The organism is Micromonospora lacuserhaii (genome assembly GCF_036902735.1).
In the GTDB taxonomy this organism is placed as follows: Bacteria; Actinomycetota; Actinomycetes; order Mycobacteriales; family Micromonosporaceae; genus Micromonospora.
In genome coordinates this window covers 1-20,872 of record NZ_JBAKHO010000014.1, presented here as the reverse complement: position 1 = coordinate 20,872, position 20,872 = coordinate 1, and the positions used below count along the sequence as shown (strand labels likewise).

The 20,872-nt window shown below is 74.5% G+C and carries 18 protein-coding genes; 8 read left to right on the top strand and 10 right to left on the bottom strand.

From position 1 onward, the window contains the following. Positions 1-3: 3 nt before the first annotated feature. Genes V6U81_RS12275 through V6U81_RS12255 form a run of 5 tightly spaced genes read right to left on the bottom strand, consistent with a single transcriptional unit; the run spans position 4 to position 7,535 of the window. On the bottom strand, positions 4-1,092 hold the full coding sequence (locus V6U81_RS12275) for a uroporphyrinogen-III synthase (RefSeq protein WP_334488189.1): 1,089 nt from the start codon (positions 1,090-1,092) through the stop codon (positions 4-6). Beyond that, a complete protein-coding gene (nirD, locus tag V6U81_RS12270; RefSeq protein WP_334488187.1) occupies positions 1,092-1,436 on the bottom strand; it encodes a nitrite reductase small subunit NirD in 345 nt (114 codons plus the stop codon). The genes V6U81_RS12275 and nirD overlap by 1 nt, the downstream gene beginning before the upstream one ends. After that, positions 1,433-3,961 (bottom strand): nitrite reductase large subunit NirB, encoded by a 2,529-nt coding sequence (gene nirB, locus V6U81_RS12265; protein WP_334488184.1) that lies wholly within the window; start codon positions 3,959-3,961, stop codon positions 1,433-1,435. The genes nirD and nirB overlap by 4 nt, the downstream gene beginning before the upstream one ends. A gap of 26 nt (positions 3,962-3,987) precedes the next feature. Continuing rightward, the gene (locus tag V6U81_RS12260; RefSeq protein ID WP_334488182.1) at positions 3,988-5,418 is read right to left on the bottom strand and encodes an FAD-dependent oxidoreductase; all 1,431 of its coding nucleotides are present in this window, start codon (positions 5,416-5,418) and stop codon (positions 3,988-3,990) included. After that, complete coding sequence (locus V6U81_RS12255) at positions 5,415-7,535, bottom strand: molybdopterin oxidoreductase family protein (protein ID WP_334488179.1); 2,121 nt, start codon at positions 7,533-7,535, stop codon at positions 5,415-5,417. The genes V6U81_RS12260 and V6U81_RS12255 overlap by 4 nt, the downstream gene beginning before the upstream one ends. Positions 7,536-7,682: 147 nt before the next feature. On the opposite strand from V6U81_RS12255, the gene V6U81_RS12250 reads away from it, so the two are divergent. The 7 genes from V6U81_RS12250 (at position 7,683) to glmM (ending at position 13,091) form a co-directional block, all read left to right on the top strand. Then, positions 7,683-8,378: a class I SAM-dependent methyltransferase gene (locus V6U81_RS12250; RefSeq protein WP_334488176.1), complete on the top strand. Its 696-nt coding sequence runs from the start codon at positions 7,683-7,685 to the stop codon at positions 8,376-8,378. A gap of 79 nt (positions 8,379-8,457) precedes the next feature. Then, positions 8,458-8,715 carry a DUF6364 family protein gene (locus V6U81_RS12245; protein ID WP_334488174.1) on the top strand — a complete coding sequence of 86 codons (258 nt, stop codon included), beginning with the start codon at positions 8,458-8,460 and terminating at the stop codon, positions 8,713-8,715. Then, positions 8,705-8,998, top strand: coding sequence for a hypothetical protein (locus tag V6U81_RS12240; protein WP_334488171.1), 294 nt, complete (start codon positions 8,705-8,707; stop codon positions 8,996-8,998). The genes V6U81_RS12245 and V6U81_RS12240 overlap by 11 nt, the downstream gene beginning before the upstream one ends. Before the next feature lie 123 nt (positions 8,999-9,121). Then, on the top strand, positions 9,122-10,501 hold the full coding sequence (locus V6U81_RS12235; RefSeq protein WP_334488168.1) for an MFS transporter: 1,380 nt from the start codon (positions 9,122-9,124) through the stop codon (positions 10,499-10,501). Positions 10,502-10,693: 192 nt separating this feature from the next. Next, positions 10,694-11,137: a 50S ribosomal protein L13 gene (gene rplM / locus V6U81_RS12230; RefSeq protein WP_334488166.1), complete on the top strand. Its 444-nt coding sequence runs from the start codon at positions 10,694-10,696 to the stop codon at positions 11,135-11,137. Positions 11,138-11,157: 20 nt separating this feature from the next. Beyond that, positions 11,158-11,622, top strand: a complete 465-nt coding sequence (rpsI, locus tag V6U81_RS12225) for a 30S ribosomal protein S9 (protein ID WP_088998399.1) — start codon at positions 11,158-11,160, stop codon at positions 11,620-11,622. A gap of 113 nt (positions 11,623-11,735) precedes the next feature. Then, on the top strand, positions 11,736-13,091 hold the full coding sequence (gene glmM, locus V6U81_RS12220) for a phosphoglucosamine mutase (RefSeq protein WP_334488161.1): 1,356 nt from the start codon (positions 11,736-11,738) through the stop codon (positions 13,089-13,091). Positions 13,092-13,562: 471 nt separating this feature from the next. On the opposite strand, the gene V6U81_RS12215 is transcribed toward glmM, so the two are convergent. Together V6U81_RS12215 and V6U81_RS12210 are read right to left on the bottom strand one after the other, a co-directional pair. Continuing rightward, positions 13,563-14,309, bottom strand: a complete 747-nt coding sequence (locus V6U81_RS12215; protein WP_334488159.1) for an ABC transporter ATP-binding protein — start codon at positions 14,307-14,309, stop codon at positions 13,563-13,565. A gap of 2 nt (positions 14,310-14,311) precedes the next feature. Next, positions 14,312-17,131, bottom strand: coding sequence for an FtsX-like permease family protein (locus tag V6U81_RS12210; protein WP_334488156.1), 2,820 nt, complete (start codon positions 17,129-17,131; stop codon positions 14,312-14,314). Positions 17,132-17,229: 98 nt separating this feature from the next. Here V6U81_RS12210 and V6U81_RS12205 point away from each other — a divergent pair, with 98 nt between their 5' ends. After that, entirely contained in the window at positions 17,230-17,829 is a 600-nt protein-coding gene (locus V6U81_RS12205) for a PadR family transcriptional regulator (RefSeq protein ID WP_334488154.1), read from the top strand. A gap of 13 nt (positions 17,830-17,842) precedes the next feature. Here V6U81_RS12205 and V6U81_RS12200 read toward each other — a convergent pair whose 3' ends face one another. The 3 genes from V6U81_RS12200 to V6U81_RS12190 are packed head-to-tail and all read right to left on the bottom strand — an operon-like array spanning position 17,843 to position 20,686. Further along, positions 17,843-18,952, bottom strand: a complete 1,110-nt coding sequence (locus V6U81_RS12200; RefSeq protein ID WP_334488151.1) for a threonine aldolase family protein — start codon at positions 18,950-18,952, stop codon at positions 17,843-17,845. Then, entirely contained in the window at positions 18,949-20,172 is a 1,224-nt protein-coding gene (locus V6U81_RS12195) for a pyridoxal phosphate-dependent aminotransferase (RefSeq protein ID WP_334488150.1), read from the bottom strand. Before V6U81_RS12195 ends, V6U81_RS12200 begins: the two co-directional genes overlap by 4 nt. 4 nt (positions 20,173-20,176) lie before the next feature. Beyond that, positions 20,177-20,686 carry an MmpS family transport accessory protein gene (locus V6U81_RS12190; protein ID WP_334488147.1) on the bottom strand — a complete coding sequence of 170 codons (510 nt, stop codon included), beginning with the start codon at positions 20,684-20,686 and terminating at the stop codon, positions 20,177-20,179. Positions 20,687-20,872: the final 186 nt, after the last annotated feature.

Sequence of the window (20,872 nt, the reverse complement as noted above, 5' to 3'; positions counted from 1 at the left end):
GGTTCATTCCACCCGCAGCCGGTAGCCGCGCTTGACGACGGTCTGCACCACCCGGGGGGCCCGCAACCCCACCCGGAGCCGGGCTACCGCCATCTCCACCGCGTGCTCGTCCGCGCCCCGGGGTAGGGTCCGCAGCAGCTCGGTACGGGAGAGCACCCGGCCCGGCGCGGCGGCGAGCGCCCGCAGCACCGCCATCGGGGCGGGGGCGAGCGGTTGCAGTTCCCCGTCGACCAGGGCGGCGTGCCCGCGCAGGGTCAGCACGTGCCCGGCGGCCTTGACGCTGACCGTCCGGCGGGGCAGCTCGTCAACGATCGTCCGGACCAGCGCGCCCAACCGGGCCCGGCTCGGCGCGCTCACCGGCACCCCGCGTCGGACCAGCGGCTCCGCGGTGACCGCACCGACGCAGCTGGCCAGCACGTCCCCACGCAGCGCCTCCAGCACCGTCTCGGTCCGGTCCCCGGCCGCCCGCAGCAGCGCCTCGGCGGCCGGTGCGGAGGTGAAGGTGACGGCGTCCACCAGCCGCCCGGCGACCAGGTCGATCAGCCGGTGCAGCGGCGCCGGGTCGGTCGGTGGCGCCCACCGGTAGACCGGCACCTCGATCACGGTGGCCCCGGCCTCCTCCAGCGCCTCGGTGCACTCCGGCTGCCGGTCGCCGTGCAGCTGCATGGCGATGACCTGGCCGGCCACCCCGCGTCGGCGCAGGTGGTCGACGACCTCCTCGCAGCTCTCCGAGTCGGGGGACCACTGGTCGTGCAGTCCGGCGGCCCGGATCGCGCCGCGCGCCTTGGGCCCCCGGGCCACCACGTACGACCGGGAGAGCACCCCGCGCAGCGGCTCGGCCAGCCCCCAGCCCTCGGCCGCCTCCAGCCAGCCGCGCATCCCGATGCCGGTGTTGGCCATCAGGATGTCCGGCGGGCGGTCGAGGCAGGCCCGGGTGGCCTCGCGCAGGTCGGTGTCGTCGGCCAGCGGCACGATCCGCAGGGCCGGGGCGAGCACCACCCGGGCGCCGCGCCGCTGCAGCAGCGCGGCCAGTTCGTCGCGTCGCCGGTCGGCGGTCACTCCGATGGTGAAGCCGGCCAGTTCGTCGGCCATCACTCCTCCAGTCGCAGCCGCACCTCGACCAGACCGTCCCGGCAACGCGCCGGGTGCCGCCGCAGCCGCACTCCGGGCAGGTCGAGGCAGTCGCCGGTGCGCAGGTCGTAGACCTGCTTGTGCAGGGGGGAGGCGAGCGTCGGTACGCCGCCGCGGCTGCCGACGATGCCCCGCGACATCACGTACGCGCCGCCGACCGGGTCGAGGTTGTCGACGGCGTACAGCTCGCCGCCGGTGTGGAAGAGCGCCACCTGCACGCCGTCGACCAGGGCGGCGACGCCGCGGTCCGGGTCGAGTCGGTGGAGCGGGCAGACCGCGGTCCAGTCCAGGGTCGTGGTGTTCATCGCCGTACCTCCGGCAGGCCGAGTGCGACGGGCTGGCGGCGGTCCGCGCCGGCCCCGGGCGGTGCCCCGCGCGCGGGTACCGGCTGACCGCGTTCGACCGCGAAGGTGATCGACGGGTCGGGCACGTCGGGGGCGTTGACGAAGGACGTGAACCGGCGCAGCCGTTCCGGGTCGTCGAGCACGTCGCGCCACTCGTCGGAGTACGACGCGACGTGCCGGGCCATGGCCGCGTCGAGTTCGGCGCAGAGCCCGAGTGAGTCGTCCACGATGACGGCGCGCAGGTGGTCGAGGCCACCCTCCATCGCCTCGATCCAGGCGGCGGTGCGTTGCAGCCGGTCGGCGGTGCGGATGTAGTACATCAGGAATCTGTCGATCAGCGAGATCAGCGCTTCCGTGGACAGATCGGTGGCGAAGAGGTCGGCGTGCCGGGGTCGGAAGCCGCCGTTGCCGCCGAGGTAGAGGTTCCAGCCGGTCTCGGTGGCGATGATCCCGAAGTCCTTGCTGCGCGCCTCGGCGCACTCGCGGGCGCAGCCGGAGACCGCCGACTTGATCTTGTGAGGGGCACGCAGCCCCCGGTAGCGCAGCTCCAGCGCGACGGCCAGCCCGACCGAGTCCTGCACCCCGTACCGGCACCAGGTCTCGCCGACGCAGGACTTCACCGTGCGCAGCGCCTTGCCGTACGCGTGGCCGGACTCGAAGCCCGCGTCGACCAGCCGCCGCCAGATCTGCGGCAGCTGCTCGACCCGGGCCCCGAACAGGTCGATCCGCTGCCCACCGGTGATCTTGGTGTAGAGCCGGAAGTCGCGGGCCACCTCGCCGATCACGATCAGCTTCTCCGGGGTGATCTCGCCACCCGGGATCCGGGGCACCACCGAGTAGCTGCCGTCGCGTTGCAGGTTGGCCAGGAAGTGGTCGTTGGTGTCCTGCAACGACGCCCGCTCGCCGTCGAGCACGTGCCCGCTGCCCAGCGAGGCGAGGATGGAGGCGACCACCGGCTTGCAGATGTCACAGCCGCGCCCCCGCCCGTGCTCGGCGATGAGCTGCGAGAAGCTGCGCACGCCGCGCACCCGGACGATGTCGAAGAGCTCCTGCCGGCTGGCGTCGAAGTGCTCACAGAGCGCGGTCGACTGCGCCACCCCGGCCGCGTCGAGCAGCTGCTTCAGCATCGGCACGCAGGAGCCGCAACTGGTGCCGGCCCGGGTGCACGCCTTCAGCGCCGGCACGTCGGCCGCGCCGCCCGCGATCGCCACGTCGATGTCGTCCCGGGTCACCGCGTTGCAGGAGCAGACCTGCGCCGCGCCGGGCAGCGCGGTCACCCCGCCGCCCGCCTCGCCCGCCGGGGCGAGCAGCGCGAGCGGGGGAGCGGGCAGCGGCCCGCCGACACTGGCCCGCAACGTCGGGTAGGCCGTGGCGTCCCCGACCAGCACGCCGCCGAGCAGCGTCCGCGCGTCGTCGGAGAGGACCAGCTTCGCGTACGACCGGGTGGCCGGGTCGGTGAACGTGACGTCCAGGCAGCCCGGGGTGGTCCCGTGCGCGTCCCCGAACGAGGCCACGTCCACCCCGAGCAGCTTCAGTTTGGTGGCGGTGTCCGCGCCGGGGAAGGTCGCCGAGCCGCCGAGCAGCCGGTCGGCGACCACCTCCGCCGTGGCGTACCCGGGGGCGACCAGGCCGTGGCAGGTGCCGTCGACCGCCGCGCACTCGCCGACCGCCCAGATCCGCTCGTCGGCGGTCCGGCAGGTCGGGTCGACCAGCACGCCGCCGCGCGGGCCGAGGGCCAGCCCGGCCGCCCGGGCCAGCTCGTCGCGGGGGCGGATGCCGGCGGCGACCACGACGAGGTCGGCGTCGACCGTGCTCCCGTCGGAGAGCTCGAGGGCGCCGACCGCGCCGGCCGGGCCGGGCCGCAGCGCAGTGGTGGCCACCCCGAGGTGGGTGCTCACCCCCAGCTCGTCGACGTAGCGCCGGAGCATCGCCCCGCCGGCGGGGTCCACCTGCACCGGCATCAGCCGCGGCGCGAACTCCACCACATGGGTCGCGAGCCCCAGCAGCCGCAGCGCGTTGGCCGCCTCCAGCCCGAGCAGGCCGCCGCCGATCACCGCGCCGGTCCGCCGGCCCCGGGCGTGCTCCCGGATCGCCGCCAGGTCGTCCAGGGTGCGGTAGACGAAGACCCCGGGCAGGTCCGTGCCGTCCACCGGCGGCACGAAGGCGTACGACCCGGTGGCCAGCACGAGCGCGTCGTACGGGTGCTCGCCGGTCGCGGTGGTCACCACCCTCCGCTCCCGGTCGATGCCGGTGACCGGCTCGCCGAGGCGTAGCTCCACCCCGTCGTCGGGGGTGTGCAGGTTCAGCTCCTCGGCGCTCACCCCGTCGAAGTACGCCGAGAGCCGCACCCGGTCGTACGCCGGCCGGCCCTCCTCGGCGAGCACCGTCACCCGCCAACGGCCGTCGTGGTCCCGGGCGCGCAGCGCCTCGACGAACCGCTGCCCGACCATGCCGTTGCCGACGACCACCAGTCTTCCGCCGGTCATCGCGTCACCTCCTCTGGGTCCGGTGTTCATCGCGTCGCGTCCACGGAGTCCACCTCGGACAGCCAGCCGACGATCCCGGCGACCGCGTCGCGGCAGCCGCCGCAGCCGGTGCCGGCCCGGGTCGTGGCGACCACCTCGTCCACCGTCCGGGCGCCGGCCCGCCAGCAGCGGACCAGGGCCCCCTTGCTGACGTCGTTGCACTGGCAGACGGTCGCCGCGTCCGGCATCAGCGCCGGGGACTCCACGGGCGCCGCCGGGCCGCTGCCGAGCGCCCGGCCGAGCAGCAGCGCCCGCCGGTCCGCCGGCACCGGGCCACCCCGGTCGAAGAGCTGCACCACCGTGCCCACCGCCGGGTTGTCGCCGAGCAGGATCGCGCCGGTCAGCCGCTCGTCGTGGATGCGCAGCCGGGCGTACGTGCCCCGGGCCGGGTCGGCGAAGGTCAGCTCCTCGCCCGGACCGTCGGTCGGGTCGCCCATCGCCGCGAGGTCGATGCCGGCCGCCTTGAGCCGGGTCACCACCGGACGGGGCCGGTACCGGGCCGCCGGGTCCTCCCCGGTGAGCAGCTGCGCCACCACCCGGGCCTGCGCCCAGGCCGGCGCGACCAGCCCGGTCAGCGTTCCGGCGTGCTGGGCGCAGTCACCGATCGCGGAGATCGCCTCGTCGTCGGTGCGCAGCCGGTCGTCCACCGTCACGCCGTGCTCCACGGCCAGCCCGGCCGACGCGGCGAGGGTGGTGTCCGGGCGTACCCCGCAGGAGAGCACCAGCAGGTCGGCGGCGAGGGTACGGCCGTCGGTCAGCCGGAGCCGGACCTCGTCGTCGGCGACGTCCACCCCGGATGCCCCGACCGACAGCTCGGTGCGGATGCCGAGCCCGGCGAGGGTGCCGGCGAGCACCGCCCCGGCGGCCGGGTCGAGCTGCCGTTCCATCAGGTGCCCCATGGGGTGCACCACGGTCACGTCGAGGCCCCGGGCGGCCAGTCCGCGGGCGGCCTCCAGCCCGAGCAGTCCGCCGCCGAGCACCAGGACGGTGCGCGCGTCCCGGGCCGCGGCGAGGATCCGCCGGCAGTCCTCCAGGGTGCGGAAGGCGGCCACCCGGGCCGGCAGGTCGCCCGGGTCCAGGCCCGGCAGCGGCGGCACCACCGCCCGGCTACCGGTGGCGAGCACCAGGTGGTCGTAGCCGATCCGGTCGCCGTCGTCGGTCCGCACCTCCCGGGCGGCCCGGTCGATCGCGACGGCGGCCACTCCGGTCCGCACGTCGACGCCCTGCCCGGCCACCTCGGCCAGCTCCACGTCCGGCTCGCCGATCTTCCCGGCGAGCAGGGTGGAGAGCATGATCCGGTTGTACGCCCGGTGCGGCTCCGCCCCGAGCACGGTGACCTTCCGGTCGCCGTCCCTGGCGTGCAGCTCGGCGGCGACCCGCGAGCCGGCCATTCCGTATCCGACGATGACGATGTTCATGCCTTCTCCACCCGGACGGCGCAGATCTTGAACTCGGGCATTCCGGAGACCGGGTCGACCGCGTCGTTGGTGACCGAGTTGGCCCGGGCCGCGCCGGGCCAGTGGAACGGCGCGAAGACGGTGTCCGGCCGGATCGCCGGGCTGAGCCGGGCCGGCGCGCGCAGCTCGCCCCGGCGGGAGGTGACCCGCAGCTCGTCCCCGTCGGTCACGTCGAGCCGCGCGGCCAGCTCGGGGTGCAGCTCGACGAAGCCACCGGGCGCGGCCCGGCGCAGCGCGGCGACCCGTCGGGTCTGGGTGCCGGACTGGTACTGGGCCAGCACCCGCCCGGTGGTGAAGTGCAGCGGGTAGTCCGGGCAGACCTCCTCGGCGGCCGGCCGGTGGGTCACCGGGTGGAACCGGGCCCGGCCGTCGGGGGTGGGGAACGACTCGGCGAAGAGTCGGGGCGTGTCCGGTCCGTCCGGCTCGGGGCAGGGCCAGAAGACGCCGTCGGCCTGGTCGATCCGCTCCCAGCTCACCCCGGCGTAGTCGGCCGGCCCGCCGGCCGAGGCGCGGCCCAGCTCGGCGAGGACGGCCCGCGGGTCGGTGGGGAACCGCTCGGCGGCCCGGTCGTCGTCCGCCAGGCGTTCGGCCAGGCCGGCGAGGATGTCGAGGTCGCTGCGGACGCCCGGCGGGGGTGGGCGCAGCGCGCGGCGGCGCAGCACCCGGCCCTCCAGGTTGGTCATCGTGCCGTCCTCCTCGGCCCACTGGGTCACCGGCAGTACCACGTCGGCGAGTTCGGCCGTCTCGGAGCGCAGGAAGTCGGCGACCACCAGCAGGTCCAGCCCGCGCAGCCGCTCGGTGACCCGGGCGGCCCGGGGCGCGGAGACCACCGGGTTGGAGCCGAAGACCAGCAGCGCGCGGGCCCCACCCGGCTGGCCGAGCGAGTCCAGCAGTTGGTACGCCGGCACGCCCGCCCCGGGCAGCTCGTCCGGGTCCACGCCCCAGACCCCGGCCACGTGCGCCCGGGCGGCCGGGTCGTCGATCCGCCGGTACCCGGGCAGCTGGTCGGCCTTCTGCCCGTGCTCCCGCCCGCCCTGGCCGTTGCCCTGGCCGGTGAGGCAGCCGTACCCGGAGCCGGGGCGGCCGGGCAGGCCGAGGGCGAGCGCCAGGTTGACCAGGGCACTGACCGTGTCGACGCCCTTGGCGTGCTGCTCCGCCCCGCGGGCGGTCAGGATGATCGCGCTGCGGGCGGTGCCGAGCGCCCGGGCGGTCGCCTCCAGGTCGGCCACCGGCACCCCGGAGAGCCGTTCCACCTCCGCCGGCCAGTACCTGGCCACGGTCCGCCGGACCTCGTCGAAGCCGGTGGTGCGGGCGTCGACGTACGCCTTGTCGACCAGGCCCTCGGTGAGCGCGATGTGCAGCAGCGCGTTGGCCACCGCCAGGTCGGTGCCGGGCAGCGGTTGCAGATGCAGGTCGGCCTGTCGGGCGGTGGCGGTCTCCCGGGGGTCGACCACGATCAGTCGGCCGCCGGCCCGCCGCTGGTCGGCCAGGTGGCGCATCAGCGGCGGCATGGTCTCGGCCGGGTTGGCGCCGACCAGCAGCAGGGTCTCGGCCCGGGCGAGGTCGGTGACCGGGAAGGGCAGCCCCCGGTCGACGCCGAAGGCACGCAGCCCGGCCGCCGCGGCCGAGGACATGCACCACCGGCCGTTGTAGTCGATGTGCCGGGTGCGCAGCGCCACCCGGGCGAACTTCCCCAGCGCGTACGCCTTCTCGTTGGTGAGGCCGCCGCCGCCGAAGACGGCGACCGCGTCGGGCCCGTGTCCCGCCTGGACGGTGCGGATGCCGGTGGCGATCCGGTCCAGCGCCTCGTCCCAGCTCGCCGGCCGCAGCTCGCCGTCGGGCCGGTCGCGCAGCAGCGGCGTGGTCAGCCGGTCGGGGTGGTCGAGCAGGTCGGCGGCGGTCCAGCCCTTCTGGCAGAGGCCGCCCCGGTTGGTGGGGAACTGCCGGGGGAGCACCTCGACCCGGTCGCCGGTGTCGCGCAGCAGCATCCCGCACTGGAGGGCGCAGTACGGGCAGTGCGTCTCCGCCTGCCGAGGGTCGGCCCCCGGTGCGGTCGCGAAGTGCACACCGTCTGTCATGTCGGCAAAGCGTGCCGGGGAGCGGTTTCCGGTCCGGGTCCCTTCTGTTTCGGTCCTGTCAAGAGCGGCTCACTACGCACGGGACCACCGGGACGGTCCGCGAGGTTTAGAATATGAGACGACTTTCTCAACAAGTGGGAGGCTGGGATGGACGTGGCGGCGGCCTTCGACGCGGTGGCGGGCAGCTACGACGAGGCGAGACGCCGCCTGGTGCCCTGCTTCGACAGCTTCTACGGCACAGCGGTCGAGGTGGCCGCGCCGCCGCTGCGGGCGGCGCTGGCGGCGGGGCGTACCCCCGAGGTGCTGGACCTGGGCGCGGGCACCGGGCTGCTCTCACTGCTGCTGGCCGCGGCCGTGCCGGGGATCCGGCCGACCCTGGTCGACGGCGCGCCGAGGATGCTCGCGGTGGCCGCCGAGCGGCTCGCCGCCCGCGGCGTGCCGCACCGGACGGTGGTGGCCGACCTGGCCGACCCGCTCCCCGCCGGCCGCTACGACGCGGTGGTCTCCGCCCTGGCCGTCCACCACCTCGACGACGACGGCAAGCGGGCGCTCTACCGGCGGGCCGCACGCGCGCTCGCCCCCGGCGGGGTGTTCGTCAACGCCGAGCAGGTGGCCGGCCCCACCCCGGCCCTCGACCGCCGGTACGACGACGTCTGGGTCGCGCAGATCACCGCGCTCGGCTCCGATGCCGAGGAGATCGCCGCCGCCCGGGAGCGGATGCGGCACGATCGTCCGGCCTCCGTTTCCGACCAGTGCCGCTGGCTCGACGAGGCCGGCCTGGTCGACGTCGACTGCTTCTTCAAGGCCTGGCGGTTCGCCGTCTTCGGTGGGCGGGCCCGCTGAGCACGCCCGGTTTGACCGGTTCGACGGCGGGCGCGAGCGGGGATGACTGGTGGTCATACCAATGGGTAGTCTCAGCGGCATGACTGCCAAGGTGACACTCTCCTTCTCCGACGAGACGATCGAGGAGGCGCGCCGGTTCGCCAAGCGCGAGGGGCTCTCGCTCTCGGCGTGGATGGACCAGGCGGCCCGGGAGAAGGCCCTGCGTGAGGTCTTCACCGCACACGCCGCGGCGGTCGCGCGGGCCGGGATCGACCTCGAATCCGCCGCCCTCGCCGACGCGGCGGAGGTCGGCATGGTCGACGACGTGCTCTTCGGCGGGCGTGGGCGTGCTGCGTAGGGGAGAGGTCTGGCGGATCGAGGGCGCCCGCGAGCGGCTGGGACTGGTGATCAGCTCCGACGTCTACAACTCCACCGACGTGCCGATCGTGATCGTGGTGGAGGTGGTCGACGAGTCGCTGCTGCGCGACTCCCCGCTCGCCGTGGTGATGGGCCGGTGGGTGGTGATGCCCGACCGGCTCTCCTCGCCGATGAAGAAGTGGTTCACCGAGTGCGTGGACGTCGCCGACACCGAGACCATGCAGCGGGTCGGCCGAGCGCTGCGCATCCTCCAGGAAATCTGAGTCTCACCATCGCCGGCCGGCGGACGTGCGATCTCCGTTTCCGGAACGACCCCTGACGGGCACGGTCGGGTAACCCGCCGTTCCTAGCGTTCCCCCTGGTCACATCGACGAGGAGGAGCCGCCGTGAGCACGCTCGCCAGCACCACCGCAGTCACCGCCGACCCGCCGGCCGTCGCCGGCCGGCACCGGATCGACGACTGGCGGCCCGAGGACCCCACCTTCTGGGGTACGACGGGCGCCCGGATCGCCCGACGCAACCTCTGGGTCTCGATCTTCGCCGAGCACGTCGGGTTCTCGGTGTGGAGCCTCTGGTCGGTCACCGTGCTCTTCCTCGGCCCGGCGTACGGCATCGACCCGGCCGGGAAGTTCCTGCTCACCGCCGTGCCCGCCGCCCTGGGCGCGGTGCTGCGGCTGCCGTACACCCTGGCGGTGGCCCGCTTCGGCGGGCGGAACTGGACCATCGTGAGCGCCCTGCTGCTGCTGGTGCCGGCGGTGCCGATGACGCTGCTGCTGGAACCGGGGGTGTCGTACACCACGTTGATGGTGCTCGCCTGCCTGACCGGGGTGGGCGGCGGCAACTTCGCCTCCTCGATGGCGAACATCAACCTCTTCTTCCCGGACCGGCTCAAGGGCCGGGCGCTCGGGCTCAACGCCGGTGGCGGCAACCTGGGCGTACCGGCGGTGCAGCTGGTCGGGCTGGCGGTGCTGGCCACCGCCGGGGCGGCGTATCCCCGGCTGGTGCCGGCGGTCTACCTGCCGCTGATCGTGCTGGCCGCGCTCGCCGCGGCCCGCTGGCTGGACAATCTCCCCGGCGCCCGCAACGAGCCGGGCGCGCTGCGCGAGGCCGCCCGCGACCCGCACACCTGGGTGATGTCCCTGCTCTACGTGGGCACCTTCGGCTCGTTCATCGGCTTCGGCTTCGCCTTCGGTCAGGTCCTCCAGCTCCAGTTCCACGACCGGTTCCCCACCCCGGTCGACGCGGCCTGGCTGACCTTCCTCGGGCCGCTGGTCGGCTCGCTGATCCGGCCGGTCGGCGGGCAGCTCGCCGACCGGCTCGGCGGGGCCCGGGTGACCTTCTGGAACTTCGTCGCGATGGCCGTCGGCGCCGGGCTGGTGCTCTACGCGGCCCGGGAGAGGTCCTTCCCGCTCTACCTGGCCGGGTTCCTGTCGCTCTTCGTCTTCTCCGGGATCGGCAACGGGTCGACGTACAAGATGATCCCGGCGATCTTCCGGGCCCGGGCGGCGGCCGACGCCGAGCTGACCGGCGACCCCGAGGCGGCCCAGCGCCGCGCCCGGCGGCTCTCCGGGGCGCTGATCGGCATCGCCGGCGCGGTCGGGGCGTCCGGCGGGGTGCTGGTCAACGTGGCGTTCCGCCAGTCGTTCCTGGCCTCGGGCAACGCCGACGCGGCCTACCTGGCCTTCATCGGCTGGTACGCGCTCTGCTTCCTGGTCACCTGGGCCGTCTACCTGAGGAGGGGCCCCCACCGGCTGACCGGCGTGTGACCTGTGACATCGTGGAGCCGCAAGCCACGCTGGGTGAACCCCCCGTTTTGACCTGCGGACCGGGCGGCGGGTATCGTTGCCTGCTGTTGTACGACATCCAGAGGCGTGCCGCATCAGGTACGCTTGGTCGTTCGTGCGCGCCTGATCAATTCGGCGCGCGACCCCAGACCGACGACGAGACAAGGTAGACCTGTGCGTACGTACAGCCCGAAGCCGGGTGAGATCGAGCGTCAGTGGCACGTTATCGACGCCTCTGATGTCGTGCTGGGCCGCCTGGCCACCCACGCCGCCACGCTGCTGCGCGGCAAGCACAAGCCGACTTTCGCGCCGCACGTCGACACGGGCGACTTCGTCGTCATCGTGAACGCGGGCAAGGTCGCGCTGACCGGCAACAAGCGACACACCAAGGTCGCCTACCGCCACTCCGGTTACCCGGGTGGTCTGAAGCAGGTCGGCTACGACGAGCTGCTGACCAAGCGTCCCGACCGGGCCATCGAGCTGGCCGTCAAGGGCATGCTCCCGCACAACAAGCTCGGCCGTCAGCTCATCAAGAAGCTGAAGGTCTACGCCGGTGCCGAGCACCCGCACGGCGCGCAGCAGCCGGTGCCGTTCGAGATCAAGCAGATCGCGCAGTGAGCGCGGGCGAAGGAAACAGCATGACCGACATCACCGAGACCGAGGTCGCCCCCGAGGCCACCGAGGCGCCCGCGCCCGTCGCCCGCGCGCCGCGTGGTGACCGCCCGATCCAGACCGTGGGTCGGCGCAAGGAGGCCATCGTCCGGGTGCGCATCGTCCCCGGCAGTGGCAAGATCACCTGCAACGGCCGCGACCTCGAGGCCTACTTCCCGAGCAAGGTGCACCAGCAGCTCATCAAGGACCCGCTGGTGACCGCCGAGAAGCCCGAGGCGTTCGACGTCATCGCCAACCTGCGCGGCGGCGGCACCACCGGCCAGGCCGGTGCGCTGCGGCTGGCCATCGCCCGGGCGCTGATCGTCAACGAGCCCGACGACCGTCCGGCCCTCAAGAAGGCCGGCTTCCTGACCCGGGACGCCCGCGTCAAGGAGAGCAAGAAGTACGGCCTCAAGAAGGCCCGTAAGGCTCCTCAGTACTCGAAGCGCTGATCTTCAGCCGCGCCTTGTACTTCTGACGGACGGCCGGGTCCGCCTCCCTTCACAGGAGGTGGCCCGGCCGTTCGCTTTTTCCCCTGGGACCCTTTCATCGGAGGTTGGCGGGTATGGGCCGGTTGTTCGGCACGGACGGCGTACGCGGGCGGGCGAACGCGGATCTCACCCCGGAGTTGGCGCTCGCGGTGGCGGTGGCCGCCGCGCACACCCTCGCGGAGTCGGACAGGAGCCATCCCCCGTTGGCCGTGGTCGGCCGGGACACCCGGGCCAGCGGCGAGATGCTGGAGGCCGCGGTGGTCGCCGGGCTGACCAGCGCCGGAGCCAACGTGCTGCGGGTCGGGGTGCTGCCTACCCCCGCTGTCGCCTTCCTCACCGCCGAGACCAAGGCCGACCTGGGCGTGATGCTCTCCGCGTCGCACAACCCGATGCCGGACAACGGCATCAAGCTCTTCGCCGCCGGCGGGCACAAACTGCCGGACGAGATCGAGTTGCGGATCGAGGCGGCCGTCGAGGCGAACGCGACCACCGCCTGGGACCGCCCGATCGGGGCCGGCGTCGGCCGGGTGCACGATCTGCTCGACGGCGCCGACCACTACGTGCAGCACCTGGTCAACACCGTGCCGCACCGCCTCGACGGGATCAAGGTGGTGGTCGACTGCGCCAACGGCGCGGCCGCCGAGGTCGCCCCGGTGGCCTACCGCGAGGCGGGCGCCGAGGTGATCGCGATCCACGCCGAGCCCGACGGGCTCAACATCAACGACGACTGCGGCTCGAACCACATCGACGCCCTGCGCGCCGCCGTGGTCGAGCACGGCGCCCACCTCGGCATCGCGCACGACGGTGACGCCGACCGCTGCGTCGCGGTGACCGCCGACGGCGAGGAGGTCGACGGCGACGAGCTGATGGCGATCCTCGCCCTGGCCATGCGGGAGGCCGGCACCCTCACCGAGGACACCCTGGTCGCGACCGTGATGAGCAACCTCGGCCTGCGCCTGGCGATGTCCGCCGAGGGCATCCGGCTGGTCGAGACCAAGGTCGGCGACCGGTACGTCCTGGAGGAGCTGCGGGCCAACGGCCTCGCCCTCGGCGGCGAGCAGAGCGGCCACATCGTCATGCCGGCGTACGCGACCACCGGCGACGGGGTGCTCACCGGGCTGCATTTGATGGCCCGGCTGGCGGCGACCGGCAAGTCGCTCGCGGAGCTGGCCGGAGCGATCACCAAGCTGCCCCAGGTGCTGATCAACGTGCCGGTCGGCGACCGCACCGTCGGCGCCGCGGCTCCGGCCGTCCGGGCCGAGGTGGAGCGGGCCGAGGCCGAGCTGGGGGAGACCGGCCGGGTGCTGCTGCGCCCGTCCGGCACCGAGCCGCTGGTGCGGGTGATGGTCGAGGCGGCCACCGAGGCGACCGCCCGCTCCGTCGCCGAGCGGATCGCCGAGCACGTCCGCACCGCCAGCCCCGCTTCCTGACTTCCTGTCGTCGCCGGGCACCCGCGTCGGTGCCCGGCGGCATGGCATGGCGGGCACGGGTCGGTGTCTGGCGGCCATGGCATGGCGGGCGCGCGTGGGTGCGCGGGCGCGGCCGGTCTGCCGACCCTCAAGGCCCTCGCCGACACCGGCGTGCCCGCGCTCTGCTCACCGGACGGTCGTGGCGGACGCTACGAACTTGATGACGTGAACGAATCGGCGGTGGGGTCACGGCCGAGCAGGTCCGTCCGTCCGCCGGCCGTGCCGTGCCGTGCCTCATGATTCGTTGCCGTCATCAAGTTCGTAGCGAGCGGCAGCAAGGTCGTAACGAGCGGCAACGGTCCGGCCGGGAGGCGGGACGGATGACGTCGACCGCGCGGGACCTGCGCCGGAGCGGCCCTGGCCGGCTTCCGGCCCGGCCGGTCCGGGGACGCCCGAATGGTCGGGAGCCCTGGGCGCGGGCCGGCCGTGGGGCTACAGCCGCAGGCGGGTGGCGCGGTCGAAGGTGTCGGCCGGGTCCTCGCCGTCGGTGAGATCGAGGTCCTCCACGATCCGCCCGTCGCCGAGCCGGACCAGCCGGTCGCAGCGAGCGGCGATGGCCCGCTCGTGGGTGGCCAGCAGGATCGTCATGCCGTGCCGGTCGCGCAGGTCCAGCAGCAGGTCGAGGATCTGCCCGCCGGTGGTGGAGTCCAGGTTGCCGGTGGGCTCGTCGGCGAGCAGCAACCGGGGTGCCCCCATCAGCGCGCGGGCGATCGCCACCCGCTGCTGCTGGCCGCCGGAGAGCTGCGCCGGCAGCGCCCGCTCCCGCCCGGCCAGGCCGACCGCGTCGAGCAGTTCCCGGGCCCGGGCGGCGTGGTCGCCGTGCCCACGGCGGGGCAGCACCGGGGCGATCACGTTGTCCAGCACGGTCAACGCCGGGAGCAGGTGGTAGCGCTGGAAGACGAAGCCGACCCGCTGCCGGTAGCGGGCCAGGGCCGCCCGGCGCAGCGCGGTCACCTCGACGTCGTCCACCGTCACGGTGCCCCGGTCGGCCTGCTCGATCGCCCCGATCATGTGCAGCAGCGTCGACTTGCCCGAACCGCTCGGGCCGGTCAGCGCCACCACCGATCCGGCGGCGACGTCCAGCGAGACCTCGTCGATAGCGGTGAGCCGCTCGGCGCCGGTGCGGAACTGCCGGACCAGCCCGGCCGTCCGGACCGTACTGCCCGTGGTCGCGTCCATGGTCACTCCTCTGCGAGCAGTCGTGCGGTGGGGAGGCGGTGCAGCAGCGCAGCCGGGACGAGCGCGGCCAGCGAGGTGACCAGCACCCCGGCCAGCGCCACCGCGGCGGCGACCAGCACCAGCGGCCGGGGCAGGTCACCGACCAGCCAGGCCGCGCCGCCGAGGCCGAGTGCCGCGCCGGTGAGGGCGCCGAGCAGACCGAGGGCGATTCCCTCGTACCCGATCAGGCGGCCCAGCGCGGCGTCGGTCCAGCCGACCGCGCGCAGGGTGGCCAGCTCGGACGCCCGGTCCCTGATGTTCAGGTAGAGCACGTCGGCGACGGCGGCGGCGCCGAGCAGCACGGTGGCGACCGCGGCCATGGTGTCCGCGCCGCGCACGCTCAGCGAGACGGTGTCGCCGAGCAGGCTGCCGACGATCGCGCCGCGGAAGGCGTACGCGGCGGCGGTGACCAGGGTCAGCGCGGCCACCCCGATGGCCAGCGCGCCCGCGCCGAGCAGGGTGCGCCCGGGGGTGCGGACCAGGTTGACCAGGGCCAGGCCGGGCAGGGTGCGCGGTCGGCGTACCCAGCGGGCCGTCGCCACCGGCGGCCGGAGCGCGGCGGCCGGGTGGGCGCGCGCGGCCCGCAGCGCCGGTGCCAGGCCCGCGACCAGCGCCAGCAGCAGGGCCACCGGTACGGCGAGCAGCGCCCGTCGCCAGTCCACGTCGATGCCGAGCGCGGCGCCGAGCGGGACGGCCAGCCCGACCGAGAGCAACCCGGCGGCCAGGCCCAGCACGGCGACCTCGCCGAGGATCAGCGCGCCGATCCGCCGGGCCGGCCAGCCCAGGCAGGCGAGCACCGCCAGTTCCGGCCGGCGGTCCCGGACCGCGGCGGAGACCGCGTTGCCGAGGAAGAGCACGCAGACCACCAGCACCAGCCCGAAGAGCGCCACGCTCTTGCGGTCCACCGCCTTCGTGATGGTCGAGGCCACCCCGAGGGCGGACCAGTTCTCGTTCAGTCGCAGCTCCGGTCGGCCGAACGACCCGGCGGGCAGTTCGACGGTCTGCGGGGCTGGCGAGGAACCGAGGGTGATGTCGACGTCCAGGCCGGTCACCCGGTTGATCTGCTCGGCGATCAGCCGGACCCGCTCGGCGGAGCGCTCGCTGTAGCCGTCCACGTCGGCGACCCGGACCCGGATCGCGCTGATCGGGGCCGTGCCCTGCGGGCCGGTGCCGGTCAGCAGCGCCTGCACGCTGGCCAGGTTGGTCAGCAGCAGCGGCGGGGCGGAGAGGTAGCCGGCCGGGTTGCCGCTCGGCTCCAGCGGCTGCCCGCCGAGCGCGGCCCGGCTACGCGCGTCCGCGCCCTCGGCCGCCGGCGGCTCGTACGTCTCCAACGGGACCCGCCCCAGGTCGCTGAAGCCGGCCAGCTTCTGCGGGTCGAAGACGCCCACCGCCCTCCACTGCCGGGCGTCCTGCTGGGAGGGGGGCAGCTTCACCGTGGTCAGCGGCCGAAACGAGGTGTCCTCGGTCAACCACGGCCGGGCGAACCAGGTGGCCAGGTTCGGATCGGCGTAGACGGACGGATCGGCGGGGGCGGTACGGGCGCGCAGGGTGCCGTCCGGGCGCTCGACGTAGCCGGTCTCGCCGGCCTGCAGGATGCGTTGCAGTTCGCCGAAGCAGCAGGTTCTCCCGTCGAGCCCGGTGGCGAGCTGTTTCCGGTACGCCGACACGGCGTCCTGGGTGCTGCCGCCGGCCGGGATGGCGGGTGCACCGCGCAGCGTCCCGGCCAGCTCATCCGGCCGCACCCCGGCGATGCTGCGGCCCGGCGCGATCCGGGTGTAGCCGGCGCGGAGGGTGCCGTCGAGGAAGGGTCGGCTGGTGGCCAGCACGGGCAGGGTCCGCGACCGTAGGCCCCCCTGGTAGCGGTTGTCGGCGACCCGGTCGTCGACGGCGAGTGGCCGGCCGTCCACCACCGCGCCGGAGAGGCCGACCAGCCGCTGCTCGGCGTCCGGGTCGACGGCGGCGAGCAGGAACGGCACGGTGAGGCGCAGGTGCAGCACGAGCCGATCGTCGGCGCTGGACGGCGCGGTGCCCCGCCCGTCGCCCGGCGTGGGACGTTCGAAGCGCCCGTCGGGCAGCAGCCGGAACGTCTCCACCCGCCGGGTCTGCCGCTCGGTGAGGCTGAAGAGGGTGTCGAGCTGGGCGGTGTACGGGTCGCAGACCGCCGCGTTCCGGCCGTCCGGCAGCACCTCGCGGGCGACCAGCCCGCACTCCTGGGTGTCGTACGCCCGGCCGTCGGTGTAGCGCACCGCGGCCGGCTCGAAGCTGTCGCCCAGCTGCGGGTAGAGCAGCCGGTGTTTCGTCACGTACACGTAGACCGGCTCGGCCGGGGCGTGGGTGAGGCCCCGTTCGGCGAGGAAGGTCCGGTCGACCCGGATGACCTGGCGGTCCAGGCTCCGGTCGATCGCGCCGGTCAGGTCGACCGGCATGTCGATCGGGGTGGTCGAGTGGCCGAGCATCGCGATCGGGGCGGCCACGTCCACCCCGGCGACCGCCTTGACCTGCTCGTACTGGGCTGGGGTGATGCCGCCGTAGAGGCCGGAGAGGTAGTTGGGTCGGACCAGCCCGCGCTCGGCCTCCAAGGGCGTGCGCGTCCCCTGCGGACGGACGAGGATGTCGTACGCCGCGTGGGTGTTCCGCTCGACGGTGCCGGTGACGGCCAGGCGGGAGGTGGTGGTGGCGCCGGTCAGCACGACGAAGCCGGTGGTCGCCACCAGCACGCCGGCCAGCAGCGCCACCGACCGCCCCGCACGGCCGCGTAGCTGTCTCCAGATGAACCGAAACATGTCGCGCCTCCCCGTGTGCTGAGCACACTGTGCGCGATACATTGTGACAATGCAAGAGCCCACCCGGGTGGACCTGGCGGGCCGGATTGGAGGAGACGGTGGCGATCCAGCACGCGGTCCTGGCCCTGCTCGCCCGCGGTCCCAGCTACGGCTACCAGCTCAAGGGCGCCTTCGAACAGGCGGTCGGCCCGCAGTGGGGCCCGCTGAACATCGGGCACCTCTACCAGATCCTCGACCGGCTCTCCCGGGACGGCCTGGTGGTCGCCGAGCGTCAGGCCCAACCCGTCAAGCCGGACCGGGTGGTCTACGAGATCACCGACGGCGGCCGGGTCGAGCTGGACCGTTGGCTCACCGAACCCAGCCCGCGCAGCGGCGGCTTCCGGGACGACTTCTTCCTGAAGGTCACCGCCGCGGCCCGCTCCGGCGAGGCGGCGACCGTGCGGACGGTCCTGAGCAATCAGCGCGGCCACCTCATGCGCGAGCTGCGCAACCTCGACGGGCTGCGGCGCCGCGCCGAGGACGCGGTGGTCGGCCTGCTGCTCGCCGCCGCCGCCCGGCACGTCGAGGCGGACCTCGCCTTCGTCGACGACGCCGAGTCGGTCCTGCTCGCCGACGGCGGCGCGCTGCTCGGCCAGCTCGCCGCGCACCCCGCCGAGACGTCCACCGAGGAGCCGGGCGCGGCACGCGCGGCCGGCTGACCCGCCGGAGCGGTCAGGCCGCGGCGACCCGGCCCAGGAAGCGCTCGCCCAGCTCGACCACGGCGGCGGCGTCGAACTCCAGCGCCGGGCCGGCCACCGTCACCTCGGTCATCGCCAGACCGGGCACCTCGGTGTCCTGCCAGCCGCCGGCGAACCACACCTTCTCCTCCTCGGCGAGGGCGAGATTCGCCTCGTCGAGCAGCCGGGCCGGGTGCGGCAGCCAGAGCCGGAACTGGTGGGTGTGCGGGGGTGCCGGGAACACCACCGCGCCGGGCAGCTCGGCCAGCGCCGCGGCGACGGTCCGGGCGTGCGCCACGTATCCGGCGAGCCGGGGCAGCTCCTCGGTGAGCCCGGCCAGCGCGGACAGGGCCGCCGGCCACTGCTGGAAGACTTGCCCGCCGTAGCGGTGCCGCCAGGCCCGGGCGTAGCGGGCCAGCGCCTCGTCACCGGCCAGCGCGGCACCGGAGATGCCGCCGAGGGACTTGTAGAACGAGACGTAGACGCTGTCGAAGAGCCCCGCCACCTCGGACAGCGGGCGCCCGAGGTGGGTGGTGGACTCCCACAGCCGGGCCCCGTCGGCGTGCACCCGGGCCCCCGTGTCGCGGGCCGCCGCCACCGTCGCGGTCAGCTCGTCCCAACTCGGCAGCACGAAACCGGCGTCGCGTAGCGGCAGTTCGAGCAGCAGGGTGCCGATCGGCTCGGCCAGCGCGGCCACCTCGTCGGCGTCCGGGTTGCGCGCGGCCTGCGTGGTGAGCACCGCGCGCAGCCCGCCGAGCACCGCGTACGCATCCCGCTCGTGCACCAACGGGTGGCTCAGCGGGTGCAGGCCGACGGCGCTGCGGCCGGTCACCTCGGCGCCGTACCGCATGGCGACCTGCTGGGCCATCGTGCCGGTGGGGAAGAAGACCACGTCCGCCGTGCCGAGCAACTCGGCCACCCGGCGCTCCACCGCCGCCACCGCACCGCCCTCGCCGTAGATGTCCGGCAGGCCGTCGGGGTCGGCGGTGGCCCGCATGACCGCGAGCTGGTCGTGGACCGAGGTGGGCCGGGCACGCGTCAGGATCCGGTCGCAGCCGCGCAGCGCCGTGATCTGCCGGGCCCGCTCGGCGTACCCGCCGGTCATCGGACCGCCGCCAGCCGGCGCAACCGGGTGACCGCCTCGGTCAGCACCTCGGGGCGCTTGCAGAAGGCGAACCGGATCAGTCGCCGGCCGGCCTCCGGGTCGTCGTAGAAGACCTGGGTGGGCACCGCCACCACCCCGCAGCGCTCGGGCAGCGAGCGACAGAACTCCACCCCGTCCCGGCCGCCGAGCGCGGTCACGTCGGCGGTGACGAAGTACGTCCCCTCCGGCGTCAGCACCTCGAACCCGGCGTCGCCGAGCCCGGCGACCAACTGGTCCCGGCGCTGCTGGAGGTCGTCGCGGAACCCGGTGAAGTAGGCGTCGGGCAGGCCCAGCGCCACGGCCACCGCCGGTTGCAGCGGGGCGGCGTTGACGAAGGTGAGGAACTGCTTGACCCGCAGCACCGCCGAGACCAGCGCCGCCGGCCCGCTCGCCCAGCCGACCTTCCACCCGGTGCAGGAGAAGGTCTTCCCCGCCGACGAGATGCGCAGCGTCCGCTCCCGCATCCCGGGCAGGGTGGCCAGCGGCACGTGCGGGGTGGCGGCGTCGGTGAAGACCAGGTGCTCGTAGACCTCGTCGGTGACCGCGTAGGCGTCGTGCTCCCGGCAGAGTTCGGCGACGAGGGCCAGCTCCCCGGGGGTGAAGACCTTGCCGGTCGGGTTGTGCGGGGAGTTGAGCAGCACCAGCCGGGTCCGTGGCCCGAAGGCGGCGCGCAGCTCCGCCGGGTCGAAGGCGTACCGGCCGTCGCCCCCGGGACGCAGGGTCACCGGCCGCCGGACCGCGCCGGCAAGCGCGATCGAGGCGGCGTACGAGTCGTAGTACGGCTCGAAGCAGACCACCTCGTCGCCCGGCTCGCAGAGGGCGAGGATGCTGGCGGCGATCGCCTCGGTGGCGCCGGCGGTGACGACGACCTCGCCGTCCGGGTCGTACTCCAGACCGTGGAAGCGGCGCTGGTGGTCCGCGATCGCCCGGCGCAGCACGGGGATCCCCGGACCCGGCGGGTACTGGTTCTGCCCGCCGCGCAGCGCCTCGACGGCGGCGGCCAGCATCTCCGGCGGGCCGTCGGTGTCCGGGAAACCCTGCCCCAGGTTGACCGCCCCGGTCCGGACGGCGAGCGCGGACATCTCGGCGAAGATCGTCGTCCCGAACGGCCGCATCCGGGCGACGAGCGGGTCGACATCGGGGGGTGTCGTCACGGTGGTCAGCCTACGGGGCCAGGGCATCCGTTCAGCTGGCCGATCTGCCGGTGCAGGTCGCCTGCCATTCACCCGCGTCGGTCACCGGCGTGCGGCCGGTCACCGTGGTCGAGCAGCGGATGGTCCCACCGTCCGTGAGGTTGGCGGCGATGACCATGACCCGCCCCAGGTCGTCGGTGCGTATCCGCTGCCGCCAGGGCAGCCGTACCCCCTCCTGGCGGATGAACTCGCCGTTCGCGTCGTACCACTGCAAATTGGCCTCGCCCGGGCCGGTCACCTCGTAGGTCACCGCGTACCTGCCCCGGCTGGAGGACGGGGAGGCGGCGGGACTCGCCGGCTGGCTGGGAGTCGGCGGGGTCCAGGCGGGCACCGGGTCCTCGCCCTCCTCCTCGTAGTAGTACGGGTCGTCGGCGTCGTAGGAGGTGTCGTCGTCGACGGCCGGGCCCGGCAGGTGCCGCCCGACCAGCGCGCCGCCCACCCCGAGGCAGCCGCAGAAGGCGAGGGCGACCGCGGCGACCACCGCGACGACGATGCCCACCACCCGGCCACTGTTCCTCGGCGAGCCGCCAGCCGGCGGGTACCCGGGAGGCGGGTATCCGTAGGCGGGCGGCCACCCGCCCGGGGCCGTCCCCGGTCCGGCCGGGGCGGTGGGCGGCTGGCCGTACCCGATCGGCGGGCCGGGCGGGGCGGCGGGGCGCGGCCCCGCCGGCGCCGGGTGCGGGACAGG

Coding starts and splice junctions, on each gene's coding strand:
- V6U81_RS12255 (WP_334488179.1), bottom strand. CDS start 7,535: ATGACAGACGGTGTGCACTTCGCGACCGCACCGGGGGCCGACCCTCGG.
- V6U81_RS12275 (WP_334488189.1), bottom strand. CDS start 1,092: ATGGCCGACGAACTGGCCGGCTTCACCATCGGAGTGACCGCCGACCGG.
- V6U81_RS12210 (WP_334488156.1), bottom strand. CDS start 17,131: ATGTTTCGGTTCATCTGGAGACAGCTACGCGGCCGTGCGGGGCGGTCG.
- V6U81_RS12215 (WP_334488159.1), bottom strand. CDS start 14,309: ATGGACGCGACCACGGGCAGTACGGTCCGGACGGCCGGGCTGGTCCGG.
- V6U81_RS12195 (WP_334488150.1), bottom strand. CDS start 20,172: ATGCCCTGGCCCCGTAGGCTGACCACCGTGACGACACCCCCCGATGTC.
- nirD (WP_334488187.1), bottom strand. CDS start 1,436: ATGAACACCACGACCCTGGACTGGACCGCGGTCTGCCCGCTCCACCGA.
- nirB (WP_334488184.1), bottom strand. CDS start 3,961: ATGACCGGCGGAAGACTGGTGGTCGTCGGCAACGGCATGGTCGGGCAG.
- V6U81_RS12250 (WP_334488176.1), top strand. CDS start 7,683: ATGGACGTGGCGGCGGCCTTCGACGCGGTGGCGGGCAGCTACGACGAG.
- V6U81_RS12260 (WP_334488182.1), bottom strand. CDS start 5,418: ATGAACATCGTCATCGTCGGATACGGAATGGCCGGCTCGCGGGTCGCC.
- rpsI (WP_088998399.1), top strand. CDS start 11,158: ATGACCGACATCACCGAGACCGAGGTCGCCCCCGAGGCCACCGAGGCG.
- V6U81_RS12245 (WP_334488174.1), top strand. CDS start 8,458: ATGACTGCCAAGGTGACACTCTCCTTCTCCGACGAGACGATCGAGGAG.
- V6U81_RS12200 (WP_334488151.1), bottom strand. CDS start 18,952: ATGACCGGCGGGTACGCCGAGCGGGCCCGGCAGATCACGGCGCTGCGC.
- glmM (WP_334488161.1), top strand. CDS start 11,736: ATGGGCCGGTTGTTCGGCACGGACGGCGTACGCGGGCGGGCGAACGCG.